We start from the raw sequence: 12,525 nt of genomic DNA, 5'->3' as shown, positions 1-12,525 counted from the left end.
TGAGGGTCTCGGCCGTCACGTCAGCCGACGGCCTTCGCCCACTCGTCCGCGACGACCTTCTTGGCCGCGTCGATCTGGTCGTTGGTCGGGAACTTCGTCTCGCCGGGGATCTGCGGCAGGGCCGCGAGCGAGGTCTTGTCCGCGGTGCCCGCCGTCTCCATCTTCGGCAGCCGCGCGGGGCGCGAAAGGCCCTTCAGGAAGAGGTTCTGGCCCTCGTCGGAGAACAGGAACTCCTGCCACAGCCGCGCGGCGGCCGGGTGCGGGGCGGTCTTGCTGACCGCCTGGCAGTAGAAGTTCGAGTAGACGCCGTCGGCCGGGACCGCGACCTTCCAGTCGACCTTGCCCTCGAGCTTCTTGGCGTAGCCGGCCTGCAGGTAGTCCCAGTCGAGCGTGATCGGCGTCTGGCCGCTTTCCACGGTCGCCGCGCTCGCCTGCACCGGGATGAAGTTGCCGGACTTCTTGAGGTCACCGAAGTAGGTGATGCCGGGCTTGATGTCGGCGAACGAACCGCTGTTGGCCAGTGCCGCGGCGTACACGCCGGCGAACGCCGCGCCCGCCTTCGTCGGGTCGCCGTTGAGCGCGATCTTGCCCGCGTACTCCGGCTTCTTCAGGTCCGCGAAGGACTTCGGCGGGTTCGGCACCTTCTTGGCGTCGTAACCGATGGAGATGTAGCCGCCGTAGTCGTTGACCCACTGGCCGTCGGCGTCCTTCTGGTTGTCCGGGACGTCGGCGAAGGTCGCGACCTTGTAGGGCGCGAGCAGGCCGTCCTTGGCCGCCGTCAGCGCGAAGGCGCCGCCGAGGTCGAGCACGTCGGGCGCGCGGTCCTGGCCCTTGAGCTGCTTGACGGCGTTGACCTCGTCCTGGCTCGAGCCCTCGGGGTTGGCCTCGGTGACCTTGAGGCCGTACTTCTTCTTGAAGGCGTCGAGGACCTCGCCGTAGTTCGCCCAGTCGTGCGGGAGGGCGATGACGTTGAGGGTGCCTTCCTTCTTCGCCGCCTCGACGAGCTTGTCGAGCCCGCCGAGGTCGGCGGCCGACTTGGCGGTGCCGGCGGCACCGGAGTCCTTGTTGTCGCTGGAAGATCCGCCACAGGCGGTGAGTACCAGGGCACCTGCGGCGACCGCCGCGGTGAGCGCCGCGAAACGTCTGTTCACTTGCTACGTCCTCCGATACCCGGGGTGGCTGTGCGAGCGAACGCTCCCCGAGCAAGGTGAACAATCCATAACTTCCCGGTAAATATGTACTACCGTACGCATGCACGCTCTGTAATCACACTTTTCGCCCGTTCGGCGGTTGCCCGTTAACCCGGCCGACGGGTTTCGCGTGAGGACGTCCACTCCGGACGATGAGGACCGGCGTGCGCCGCGGCCGCCACCACGGCGCACGCCGGTTGATCAGGGGTAACTCACCAGGTTGACGGGCTTGGTCCCCGTCGGCGTCGTGTCACCGGTGGTGTTGATGACGTGCGTGATCGTCCCCTGGTAGTTCAGCGAGACGGTCACCATGTCGTGGAACTTGACACCCGGGGTGTTCGGCGCTTCGAAGGCGTGCGCGCTGGCGACCGAGGGGTTGGTGCTGAAGAAGCAGTAGCTGCCCAGCCCCCACGCCTCGTGACTCGTCACGTTCGGGCCCACCTTGTACGCGGAGTAGCCCTTCGTGGAGCCGTTCATCCAGCCCGCCTGGTTCGGCACGTCGTACGGCATCTCGTTCTGGAAGAAGTACGTCCGGCCGCCGTTGCCGTTCCAGACGACCTGCGTCTTCTGGTAGTGCTCGACGAACAGGCCGTACATCGTCACGTTGTTGCCGTTGACCGTGAGCCCGTTGTCGGCGGTGTTGGTGGTCCAGCCGACGTTGTTGCCGTTGTCGGCGTGATCGGCGCGCCAGATCCACATGTGGTCGCCGATCACGTTGTTGCTGTTCACCACCAGGCTGTTGGTCGCCTTGCCGACGGCCGGGCCGCCGATCCGGAAGAACACGTCGTGCAGCGACGTCGGGTCGGCCGAGTGGTCGGCGGTCGAACCGGCCGCACCGACCTGCATCAGCGTGTTCGAGTTGGTCGTGCCGGCGTCGATCAGCAGCCCGGCCACCTTCACGCCGTTGACGTCGTCGACGTTCATCGCGGTGACGCCGCCGTCCGGCACCAGGGTCGCGATGCCGAGGCCGAGCACGACGGTGTCGGGCCGGGTCACGTGCAGCGCCTGGTTGAGGTGGTAGACACCGGGCGTCACCAGCAGGTTCTTCCCGGCGGCCAGCGCGGCGTTCATGTCCGCGGCGGTCGCGCCGGGCTTGGCGATGTAGAACTGGTCGATCGGCACCGAGGTGCCCGGCGCGGTGCCGTTCGCCCAGCTCGTGCCGGCCGCGTTGGTCTTCACACCGGGGACGAACACCTGGTAGTTGCCGGCGTTGTCGATGTAGAGGAACGGCTTCTCGCGCACGACCGGCGTCGAGGCGACGGTGGTGTAGGGCGGCGACGGGAAGGTGTTCGAGGGAGCGCCCTGGACGCCGGCGAAGACCATGTTCCAGTTCGAGCCGTTCCAGCTGCCGAACTGCGAGTTGCGCGAGATCCACTGCTGCTGCGAGCCGGAGCGGACCTGGCCGTCGATCTTGGAGTCGGAGATCCAGCCGCCGCTGGCCCAGCCGCCGTCGTCGAGCTGCAGGTCACCGCGGACGTGCATGCGGCGGTACGGCGCGGCCTGGCTGACCGCCCAGCGGTCGGCGCCGCCGGTCGGGTTGACGGACAGGTTCTCGGCGCCGCGCCAGAAGTTCTGCGTCGCGTTCTGCGGCGGGAACCAGTCGGCCTCGACGTGCACGGCGCCGTTGATCGTCACGGCGTCCGGGCTCAGCCCGAGGCCCAGCACCTGCGTGTAGAAGCCGACGTTCACGTCGTTGGAGTACGTGCCCGGCTTGAACATCACGGCGTAGCGCTGGCCGCCGAACTGGTTGCGTTCCTGCTGGCTGAAGATGCCGTTGAGCCGGCTCTGGATGCTGGAGCTCGACATCGACGGGTCGAAGATCACCACGTTCGGGCCGAGGTCCGGCTGACCGGAGGTCGGAGGAGTAGTGCCACCCACGGGGGTAAGTGTGAACGACTGCGCACTGGTGTTGTTACAGGAGTACTGCTGAAGCTGGACGGAGTCGGCGGTGGAGGCGCCCGGCACGTCGAGGCACTTCCCGCTGTTCCGGTTCACGAAGTGGTACCGCCCGCTGCCCTCGTCGACGGCCTGCCACTGCTGGTTGAGGCCGTTCGAGTAACTCCACAGCTGCACGAGCCCGCCGTCGGCGGTCGAGACGCCGGTGACATCCCAGGCCGCGGCGGCGTTGTTGCGCGTGTTGACGCGGAAGTAGCCGTCCCCGGTCGACTGGAACTGCCACTCCTGGGAAGCGCTTTGATTGCAGCTGTACTGCTGCACGACGGTGCCGTTGGCACTGGCGGCCGCCCGAGCATCGACACACTTACTGCTGTTCACGGCGGCGACCGTGTACCACCCGTCAGGGGTGATCGCGGCCTGAGCCGCCGGCGCCGCCGCTACGACGGTGATCAAGCCCGCGACCAGGGTGGACGCTGCCGAGAGCACCGTCATCACCCGCCGTCGCACCGGACTCTTCATCGAGACCTCCTCTGCCGCACAGGCGGCGTTCTTCGAGCAGGAAACGGCAGAGGCATGCCCGGTGAAGACGCGGCGTAACGGGCGGGGACCTCGGCGTCACAACCGCCGAAAATGTAACGGCGGACACACCGGGAGTCAATACACGCCTAAAAATAAGTCCTAAAACTGCAGGTCACAAGGTTGTGCCCGAGTTGGTGACCATGCAGGCACCCCCGCGTCGAAGGCCTCCGGACGGCGTGTAGGGTATGGCCATACGAGATGCGGAGTACACCTTCGCCTCGGGGCTATGGCGCAGCTGGTAGCGCACCTCACTGGCAGTGAGGGGGTCAGGGGTTCGAGTCCCCTTAGCTCCACAGTGACGAAACACCGCCCATCGGATCCGAAGATCCAGGTAGGGCGGTTTTTTCGTTGCCGCGAACTTTGAGTTTCGTCAAGAAGAAGTTCAGCTACCGACGAGTAGCTGGGGCAAAACTGGGGCACCGCGCCGACGGCGGCGAAATGGGGTCACGAAAAGTGCCCCAGTAGCGTCCCCCGAACAGGTGGATCACCAAAGGTTCTCTGACCCGCCACCTTCGCGCCGTCGGCCGCAGGCTCGCCACCGGTCCCGCGCCAGCCTTGATGCGGTTGGCCGCAGATCATGATCTTTCTGTCTCCTCCGTTGCGCCTGAGCGGAGTTAGCAGCGACCACGACCCGTCGCGCACTTCGAGGCCACCATGCAGAACGACGATGCTCTCCTTCGCCGACCCGACGCCTTATCGCCCTCACCGAGACACTCCGAGTCCGCCGGCTCGCCCGCCATCGACACGGGCCGCCTTCTCTACACACCGGCCGCCGCGGCCGAGCGCTTGACTATCGGCGAGTCGTAGCTCCGGCGCAAAGCCGGCCAGCGCCTCATCCCGTGCACCTTCGTCGGCAAGCACCTGCGCTTCACCGATGAGGACCTCCGCGCCATCGTCGCCGCCGGCCGCCGCGGACCGCACAACCGCGACCAAGCTCGCCGCTCAGGGCGTCCCCGTCATTCTCGGCGCTAACACCCGATCCGGTCACACACCGAGGTTCTTCGCCGAACACGCTTCCTCTCTGTCGCCTATGGAGCGGTCCTAGACACGCACCACCACACGACCCCCTCACCACAGCGCAGGAGTTCACCGTGCCCAAGCCCTACCCCCGAGAGTTCCGTGACGACGTCGTCGAGATGGCCCGCCGCGGCGAGACCCCGCTGAAGCAGGTCGCCCAAGACTTCGGGATCTCCGAGTCATGCCTGGCCAACTGGCTGCGCTCCGCCGACGTCGAAGACGGCGCACGACCCGGCGTGACCCGGGACGAGTCCGCCGAGCTGCGGGACCTGCGTAAACGCAACCGGCTGCTGGAGCAGGAGAACGAGGTCCTGCGCAAAGCCGCCGCCTACCTCGCGCAGGGCAACCTGCCGGGAAAATAGCCTTCCTGCTCGTCCGTGAACTGGCCGCGGCCGGCGCCCCTGTGCGGGTGCCGGCCGCGGTGACGTGCAGGGTGCTGGGCATCTCCCGGCAGGCCTACTACCAATGGCGCGCCGCTCCGGTCTCACAGCGGGACTACGACGACGCGCACCTGATCAACGCCGCGCTCGAGATCCACGCCGACGACCCAGCCGACGGGTACCGGTTCATCGCCGACGAACTCGCCCAGCGCGGGTTCACCGCCTCGGAGAACCGGGTGTGGCGGATCTGCTCCATGCAGCAGATCTTCTCGCTGCACGCCAAGAAGAAAGGCCGTACCCGCAAGGCCGGCCCGCCAGTGCACGACGACCTCGTGCGCCGCGACTTCACCGCCACCGCACCGAATACCAAGTGGCTGACCGATATCACCGAGCATCCCACCGGCGAGGGCAAGCTGTATCTGTGTGCGGTCAAGGACCGCTACTCCAACAAGATCGTCGGATACTCCATCGCCTCGCACATGCGGGCCTCACTCGCCGTCAGCGCGCTGCGCAACGCGATCGCACTGCGCGACCCGCGCGGTGTCGTGGTCCACTCCGACCGCGGCACCCAATTCCGGTCGGCGGCCTACCGGCGTCTGCTGCGCGCTCACGGGCTGACCGGGTCGATGGGGCGGGTCGGTGCATGCGGTGACAACGCCGCCATGGAATCATTCTTCTCGTTGCTGCAGAGGAACGTTCTCGATACCCGGCGGTGGCGCACCCGCGAGGAACTCCGGTCGGCGATCGTGTCCTGGATCGAGACGAAGTACCACCGCAAACGCCGCCAACGCACCCTGGGCAAACTCACCCCGGTCGAGTTTGAGACCATCTACACCACCGCAACAGCGGCCTGAGAAATAGTCAGCTCCGGTGTCAACCGAAGTCTGGGCAGACCCTTCACGCCGCCGTGACCCGTCCAAGCACCGGCGAGAACGAGCTGCTTAATGCGATTGTCCGGTCGTGCCTGGAGACATCAACTCTGACATTCGCTTGAAAGCCTCGGCGGTGCGTGCATCCTGCTCCTCCTTCGGCAACCTGACAAAGGCCAGCTCCGACTCACACCGTTCTCGCAGGTCGTCTCGGTCGAACCAGCGCAGCGGGTGACGGGGGTCGGTCGGGTCGTAGATGCCTTGCCCAAATGCCTCCATGATTTCCAGGTCGTAACGGCGGTGGTTGTGACTTTTGTCGGGTGGGAGGAGGCCGCCCGCCATGCGGTTCATCCACTCTTCCCGGGTCGCCGCCTCGTCGTCCGGATCGTCCACGTCGGGGTCGTAGCCGAACACGTCTTCTGCGTCCCGTAGTCCGGGGAACATCTCGAGAACGTCGCCGATCTGAGGCGGGTCGGTGTTCTTGATGACAATCCATAGCGCGTACTCGTCGGCGAGGCACTGCGGTCGGGGGATACGTCCTTCTCCGAGTTCGCTGCCAATCCGCATGATGCGTTCTCCCATGCGCACCAGCCAGTGGTTGTTGACCTGAGTGAGCGCCAGTTCGGGCAGGTCGCACAGCAGGTCGACGTCCCGGATGGTTGCCTCGCCCTTCAGATAGGCGGCGAACTCGTAGCTGAACGAGTCGTCCAGATGCAGCCTGCCGTCCTGGCTGGGTGCGAAGTCGGAGAAGTCGACGGTGTTGGACAATGCCATCGCGTCGACTGGGGTGAGTGGGTCGCCGGTGAACGAGCTGTTGAACAGCCGCACCAAGTCGACGGTTTGCCGGTCGACGACGGCAGGCCCCTCGTTCTCGCTTGCCGCCGCTTCGTCTGCGGATTCGGCACCGGCCAACCGCCGCAGTGCCGCGACGCTTAGCTTTAGTGCCCGTGCGAACCCATGCAGGTTGTCCGTCCGGAACCCGTCCAACACGCTGGCATCGCCCGCTGAGTTCTCGAAGCGTCGCCAGGTCGCCAGAGATACATCGGCACGCCGCGCTGCCTCCTGCTGGGTGAGGTTCAGCTCTGCTCTGCGCTGCTTGACCAGGTTCTTTGCCGCCTCGTCAGCCATGCTTCTCCCTTGAGTACTTGATGAGCACTCTTAATACTAGCACTCATCGAGTGCTCATGATGGCGCGTGGTTGGTGGTCGGTGCAGCAACCAGCGGCGCGCCGGGTGCGGTTGGATGTTCGCGTGGCTGTACGACTTGATTCTGAGACGCTGTTGGCATCCGTCGGGCCTGACCTGTCCGAGTGGGCGCGGAAGTGCCTTGCGCGGGAGTGGATTCGTGACCTCGGCGCCGAGGACGGCGGTGCGCGTGCAGTGGTTACCGATCCCGATTGCGGGCTCCTCCAGGTGTGGGTCGGGGTGATCCATGGCGTGCTGACCGGGGAGTGTGAGTGCGTTGACGGAGTCCCCGGTCGCTTGTGCGGGCATATGGTCGCGGTTGCGCTGAAGGCACTGGAGATCGAGTTCACGTTCTCGTCGATCTCGTCGCGGCGCGACAGCGTTGATCCCGACGAGCGACGGTTCGCCGAGATCGCCGCGGAGCTCGCCCCTCGTGTGTTGATCGGTCTGGTGGCCCGACGGGCTGCGGCTGACCAGTACTTCGGCGCTTTGTTGCTGGCTTGCGCCGGCCGGTTGTCACCGCCGGGGCCGAAGGAGATCAATGCCGCTCGACGGGTGATAGCGGCTGCGGCTGATATTCCAAGCCGACGGCGCCAGTGGGATCTGCACGACATCGTCAAGGCTGGCAGAAGGATGGTCACAGAGCTGCGGCTGCTCGCGGTCCGACCGCCCTCCGACGAGTTGCTGGCCGTACTCGAGGAGGCCATCGCTGTCTGGGCCACGCTGTCGGGTTACCTGAATGACGCGTGGGAGATCTTCGAAACCGAACCGCGGGAGGTTGGGTCCGCTCTGGCCGAAATTCATCTGCGGCTGTACCAGGTGCACGACCCCGTGCCGCTTGAGTTGGCCGCACGGTTGGCGAAACTGGTCGGGGATGCGGACGGGGAGACCTATCTGGACGTGCCCGAAGCGTACGCCGATGTTCTGGGCGCGGAGGGTCTGGCCGAGTTCGAGGCGCTACTTGGCAAGACCTCCCGATGACAGCGTGAGAACTGCCGTAGTCGAGCGACCGTGATCCGCGCTCGGGCACAGCCACCGGGCGCACTGCCGAAAGACATCCCAGGAGGGTAGATGTCAAGCCGCGACGTTCTCGGCGTGATGCGGCCAGGCAGTCTGCTCGTCGTAGAGGGTGCTGGTTTTGGGGCATCCGTGGAAGATGCCGACGAGTCGGTTGGCGAGCTGGCGCAGTGCGGCGTTGTGGCCGGCGCCGCGGGCTCGTTGCCGGTCGTAGTAGGCGCGTGCTCCGGGCGAGTGTTTCAAGGTACTGAATGCTTGGGTCATGAGGGCGTCGATGAGTCGGTCGTTGTGGATGAACCGGGCCAGAGCGACCTTCTTTTTGCCGGAGGCGCGGGTGATCGGGGAGGTTCCGGCGTAGTTCTTGCGGGCTTTGGCGGTGGTGTAGCGGTGGGGGTCGTCGCCGAACTCTGCGAGCACCCGGGCACCGAGGATCGGTCCCAGACCGGGCTGGGACAGGATGATCTCAGCGGCCGGGTGCTGCCCAAAATAGGCCTCGACCTGCCCTTGCAGGGTCTTGACCTGGGTGTTGAGGACGGTCAGGACCGCGATCAGCGCCCCGCCCGTGGCGGCGTAGGCGGTGGCCACGATCTCGGGTTGACCGAGGTGCTCGGCGCGCAGCGCGGCCTGGATCACCGCCGCCTTCTCGGTGATGTTCGTGCGGCGCGCCCGCTTCAACGCGGCGCTGATCTGGGCGATCGTCAGCCGGGCGGCCCGGGCCGGGGTGGGCGCCTTGGCCAGCAACTCCAGGGTGTCGGCGGCGTCGAGGTCCTCGAACGCGACCAGCGCGGCGGGGAAGTAGTCCCGCAACGCGTGCCGCAACCGCTGGGTGTGACGGGTCCGTTCCCAGATCAGGGTTTTATGGGTGCGGGCCACGACCTTGACCGCCTCGACTGCGGGGGTGTCCCCGGCGACCGGCCGCAGCTCGTGGCTGTGGGTGCGGGCCATGTCGGCCAGCACGTGGGCATCACCGGGGTCGCTTTTGGCGCCCGAGACCCCGAGCCGGTCACGGAACCGCGCGGCCTGCAGCGGGTTGACCGCCAGCACCGTGTATCCGGCGGCGACCAGCGCCGCAACCCACGGACCCCGATCCGTCTCGATCCCGACCAGCACCTCGGCTTCGTCGGCCTGGTCCCCGACCAGCTCACCGATCATCGCGTGCAGCTGCGCCATCCCCGTGACGCCTTCGGGCAGCCGGGCCTTGGCCAACCGGCGACCGGAGCCGTCCATCACCTCCACGTCGTGATGGTCCTCAGCCCAGTCATCTCCTACGAACAGCCTCAACGATCCTCCCGATCTCGATCACCCTGAGCAGCCGGCGGGAGAACTATCAGCGACCCAATCAAGCAGTGCTCACGCCAGTAGCACGCGGGGCACGACATCCCAGCAGCGATCAACTCTCCCGGCCAACCGGCAGGGGCACGGTCTTTCGTCAGGACTCAACGTCCAGGAAACCCGAGTGCTCACCTGCCGGCCGGCTAACCGACCAGGAGTGTGCCGGATGGCTCGCTCCCAGAACTGATTAGGAAACTGGTCTCGTTCGCACCGGGTTTCACCCGCCGCGACGTGCACGTCGCCACGACGCCGGAAGCGCTGGCGCGTGGTCAGGGGCTCGCTATGCACGTCGAGGACCTTGACTGGGACGAGTATTCGCTATGGGGCTCGTTGCCGGGCGAGAGGATCGGGGTGAGGGAACTCCTGGTCAACCACGCTGGCCGGCCGTTGACCGGCGAATGCCCGTGCCCGGACGGCCGTGCCGCGGAGCTGTGCGCGCACATGGTGGCCGTGGCGTCGGCGTTCCTTGGCGGCGATTCCGAGCTCGCCGATCGTCTTGCCGCGCTGTCGCACGGCGAGGTGGTGGCGCTTGCGCTGGAGTTGGCCGATCGTTCGGCGTGGGCACGCCAGGCGATCTGGTTGAGCTTGGACGCCCGAGGATCACGATGAATCCTCAGAATCAAGCGAAGCTGCGGCGCGATATCGCCGCCGCCGGCAGTGCCGCAATCGCCAGGAACGGCTACGCCACCACGATCGATGTGCTGCTGGGCACCGGATGGGTTCGGCCCGAGAGGGTTAAGGAGTGGCGGCGCGGGCGCGTGCCGTACCCGGAGCAGGTGATGGTCGCCAGCCTGCCCAAGATCAGTGCGGCGATGCGGGCCTTTCGGACTTGGGCTGAGAGCGCCGGACTACGACCGAGCGAAACGGTCTACGTCAGCTGGACCAGGGACCGCCGGCGACTGCGGTTCTCCAAGTCGGGGAACTCGAACATCGAGCGGGCGTACCGCACCCATTGGCTACCGCCGAAGCCTGACGCGAACAGCGGCGGCGACTGAGCCGACGGCGACCTGCTTCAGCGTCGAGAAACGATGGGACCAGTGCGCGACACGGCGGACAGCCGCTGGTTGGCGTCATCGGGAGCGAAGCGAGTGGGATCGAACTGGCTGCGGTTGTCCAGGCCGAGCCAGTCGAGCATGTCCTGGTGTTCCTCATGACCAGGATCGGTGAGGACCTGGACCAGCCGCGCGTAGCCTGGCCAGCCTCCGGCGTCCTCCGGTGGGCAGACGCCCTGGCCGGTGACGCACAGCGGGTAACTCATGCCAGGCTCGGCGACGATCGCTTCCTCGACGGTGATGTCGTGTTCCCAGTCGTCGCCGAAGTCGTAGGTGTACTGGAGCTGGTCGCCTGGCTTCAGCAGGTCGTTCAACCTTGTTGTGCGTTCGTCGCGGTAGCGCAGTTCGGGATCGGGGATGCCGTAGTGGGTCTGTCCATCGATGAAGGCGTGCAGGTGTGCGTTCTGCCAGCCCATCGCGGCTTGGACGATCTCGTGCAGGTGATCGAGCCGGACGGCGGCCGGAACCAGTACTCGCCGCCACACCGGTGGATTCGCCACCCCCATCAGAGTGACCTTGACCTGGTAGATGGGATCGCCGGGCTCCGGCTCACCCAGCGGCCGGCGGATGCCGGTCCGGCCGAGTTCGGTCAGCTCCACCGTCCCGTCGGTCGTCACCGCGCCCAACCGCCGCAGGACGCTGAGCGCCCGCTCTGTGTCCCGGTCGTTGCAGGCACGCCAGTGCCCGAGTTGGGTCTCGGTGGCGTGGTCCAGGACGTATGGCGCGGTGACGACATCCCAGGCCGTCGCGCAGAGACTCGCCGTGGTAACGGGACCGTCGGCGCGGTACAACGAGATCAGCACGGAGCGGATGCCGGTGGCGAACTCCCGGCGCAGCAGCGACTCGCCGAAACCCGAGGTCAGGAACGCCTCGCCCAGCTGATCGAACACTGTGAACAGCGCGAGCCACAGGGCTGGTGCGTCATCGAGCAGGGCCGCGTTCTTCTTCACCGGCACCAGCCGGTTGCCCGTCTTGCGGACGAGCCGCGCCGACTTGGCCCATTCCACGATGAGGGTCAGGTGGAGCAGTTCCTGGCTCGATGTGGTCCGGAATACGCGATCGCCGATCGTCGGGTCGATCACGTCGTCGGTGCCCAGCGCCGGTACCAATGTTCGAGCGTCTGTCAGGGTGATGCGCCCGGTCTGGGTGAGTTTGCGACTCGCGCCCACCCAGTGTACGAACCCACGCACCTGCCTGATCACTTCCGAGTTCGCCGCCGTCAGGTCCATGTCACACCTTCTCATCCGCACGAGCAGCGTCGATGCGTGGGTGCCGGGCCATGAATGTCACCGGTGGCACGGCGAGCGATGCGGGTACAGCAGGCTGTCAGTCGAACAGGCTGCTCTGGGTGGCGGCCTCCGTGCTGAGTTTTGGCCCCACGCTCGGATGGCGGCGTCGGGATCGTCGGCGGCCAAGGCGAGCGCGCGATCGTGCTCGCCCCATGTGGTCAGCCGTTCCAGCGCCGCTTTGCGTGGCGTCTTGTGGCCCCATCGTAGGGCGGCGTTCACCACCGTGCGTGCTTGTGCCGGATCCAGTTCGTCCGCGGCGTGCACCGCACCCGTTACCACGGCTGCGCCATCTCGGGCTGGTAGCTCACGGGCACGTGCCACTACGTCCGTGGGGGTTGCCCGGTGCTGGGCGAGAACCCGCTCCGCGGCCCACGAACGCAACGGCGGCCACACAGAGCGCTCGGCGGTCAGCGGGGTCTTCGGGTCGGCATGGACCGTTCGCTGTCGCGGCGCGCCCTGCCCCGAGGGGAGATCTATCTCGATGAAGGTGCTGCCGAGCCAACTGAGCGGGTACACATACCGCGCCTTCTCGAGCCACAGTAACTCTTCGGCAAGCTGGTCCTGCTGTTCGTCGTCTAGGATCCCCGTCGCCAGGATGCCGGCCAGCACGTGGGCGCTGGTCCGCCGCCGCCGCCAGTCCGTGCACAGCAACAGCGCCGAGTCGACCGGTTCCGACTGGCCCGCGTCGTGCAGGCGCCGGAAGGTGTCGATCGCCACTGG

The 12,525-nt window shown here is 66.7% G+C and carries 10 protein-coding genes and 1 tRNA gene; 5 read left to right on the top strand and 6 right to left on the bottom strand.

Annotated features, from left to right (window positions below):
• Nucleotides 1-20: 20 nt before the first annotated feature.
• Both ACLJQZ_RS37100 and ACLJQZ_RS37095 read right to left on the bottom strand, forming a co-directional pair.
• Nucleotides 21-1,151 (bottom strand): ABC transporter substrate-binding protein, encoded by a 1,131-nt coding sequence (locus ACLJQZ_RS37100; RefSeq protein ID WP_410624964.1) that lies wholly within the window; start codon nt 1,149-1,151, stop codon nt 21-23.
• A 240-nt stretch (nt 1,152-1,391) separates the two neighbouring features.
• Nucleotides 1,392-3,605 (bottom strand): RICIN domain-containing protein, encoded by a 2,214-nt coding sequence (locus ACLJQZ_RS37095; protein WP_410624962.1) that lies wholly within the window; start codon nt 3,603-3,605, stop codon nt 1,392-1,394.
• A gap of 280 nt (nt 3,606-3,885) precedes the next feature.
• Between ACLJQZ_RS37095 and ACLJQZ_RS37090 the strand changes: the two genes are divergently transcribed.
• A tRNA-Ala gene (locus tag ACLJQZ_RS37090) sits at nt 3,886-3,958 on the top strand.
• Between the two features lie 798 nt (nt 3,959-4,756).
• Nucleotides 4,757-5,916, top strand: a protein-coding gene (locus ACLJQZ_RS37085) for an IS3 family transposase (RefSeq protein ID WP_410624961.1) whose coding sequence is annotated in 2 segments (ribosomal slippage) — nt 4,757-5,035 and nt 5,038-5,916 — 1,158 coding nt in all. Because the reading frame shifts where the segments join, the coding sequence is not laid out codon by codon here.
• Between the two features lie 87 nt (nt 5,917-6,003).
• Here ACLJQZ_RS37085 and ACLJQZ_RS37080 read toward each other — a convergent pair.
• Nucleotides 6,004-7,059 (bottom strand): helix-turn-helix transcriptional regulator, encoded by a 1,056-nt coding sequence (locus ACLJQZ_RS37080; protein WP_410624959.1) that lies wholly within the window; start codon nt 7,057-7,059, stop codon nt 6,004-6,006.
• 50 nt (nt 7,060-7,109) lie between these two features.
• Here ACLJQZ_RS37080 and ACLJQZ_RS37075 point away from each other — a divergent pair, with 50 nt between their 5' ends.
• Entirely contained in the window at nt 7,110-8,096 is a 987-nt protein-coding gene (locus ACLJQZ_RS37075; protein WP_410624957.1) for a hypothetical protein, read from the top strand.
• Between the two features lie 93 nt (nt 8,097-8,189).
• Here the strand turns inward: ACLJQZ_RS37075 and ACLJQZ_RS37070 are convergent, their stop codons facing one another.
• On the bottom strand, nt 8,190-9,407 hold the full coding sequence (locus tag ACLJQZ_RS37070; protein ID WP_410625005.1) for an IS110 family transposase: 1,218 nt from the start codon (nt 9,405-9,407) through the stop codon (nt 8,190-8,192).
• 288 nt (nt 9,408-9,695) lie between these two features.
• On the opposite strand from ACLJQZ_RS37070, the gene ACLJQZ_RS37065 reads away from it, so the two are divergent.
• Nucleotides 9,696-10,073 (top strand): hypothetical protein, encoded by a 378-nt coding sequence (locus ACLJQZ_RS37065; protein WP_410624956.1) that lies wholly within the window; start codon nt 9,696-9,698, stop codon nt 10,071-10,073.
• Complete coding sequence (locus ACLJQZ_RS37060; protein WP_410624954.1) at nt 10,070-10,459, top strand: hypothetical protein; 390 nt, start codon at nt 10,070-10,072, stop codon at nt 10,457-10,459. The genes ACLJQZ_RS37065 and ACLJQZ_RS37060 overlap by 4 nt, the downstream gene beginning before the upstream one ends.
• Nucleotides 10,460-10,476: 17 nt before the next feature.
• On the opposite strand, the gene ACLJQZ_RS37055 is transcribed toward ACLJQZ_RS37060, so the two are convergent.
• The gene (locus ACLJQZ_RS37055) at nt 10,477-11,745 is read right to left on the bottom strand and encodes a plasmid pRiA4b ORF-3 family protein (protein ID WP_410624952.1); all 1,269 of its coding nucleotides are present in this window, start codon (nt 11,743-11,745) and stop codon (nt 10,477-10,479) included.
• A 57-nt stretch (nt 11,746-11,802) separates the two neighbouring features.
• Complete coding sequence (locus ACLJQZ_RS37050) at nt 11,803-12,522, bottom strand: hypothetical protein (protein ID WP_410624950.1); 720 nt, start codon at nt 12,520-12,522, stop codon at nt 11,803-11,805.
• Nucleotides 12,523-12,525 lie beyond the last annotated feature (3 nt).

This window comes from Amycolatopsis sp. cmx-8-4 (assembly GCF_046548675.1).
GTDB lineage: Bacteria > Actinomycetota > Actinomycetes > Mycobacteriales > Pseudonocardiaceae > Amycolatopsis.
The sequence above is the reverse complement of the archived record's forward strand: the minus strand, read 5'-3'. Positions and strand labels throughout refer to the sequence as shown.

Excerpts from the sequence above, each read along its gene's own strand:
- ACLJQZ_RS37060 (WP_410624954.1), top strand. The coding sequence starts at position 10,070 with ATGAATCCTCAGAATCAAGCGAAGCTGCGGCGCGATATCGCCGCCGCC.
- ACLJQZ_RS37080 (WP_410624959.1), bottom strand. The coding sequence starts at position 7,059 with ATGGCTGACGAGGCGGCAAAGAACCTGGTCAAGCAGCGCAGAGCAGAG.
- ACLJQZ_RS37055 (WP_410624952.1), bottom strand. The coding sequence starts at position 11,745 with ATGGACCTGACGGCGGCGAACTCGGAAGTGATCAGGCAGGTGCGTGGG.
- ACLJQZ_RS37095 (WP_410624962.1), bottom strand. The coding sequence starts at position 3,605 with ATGAAGAGTCCGGTGCGACGGCGGGTGATGACGGTGCTCTCGGCAGCG.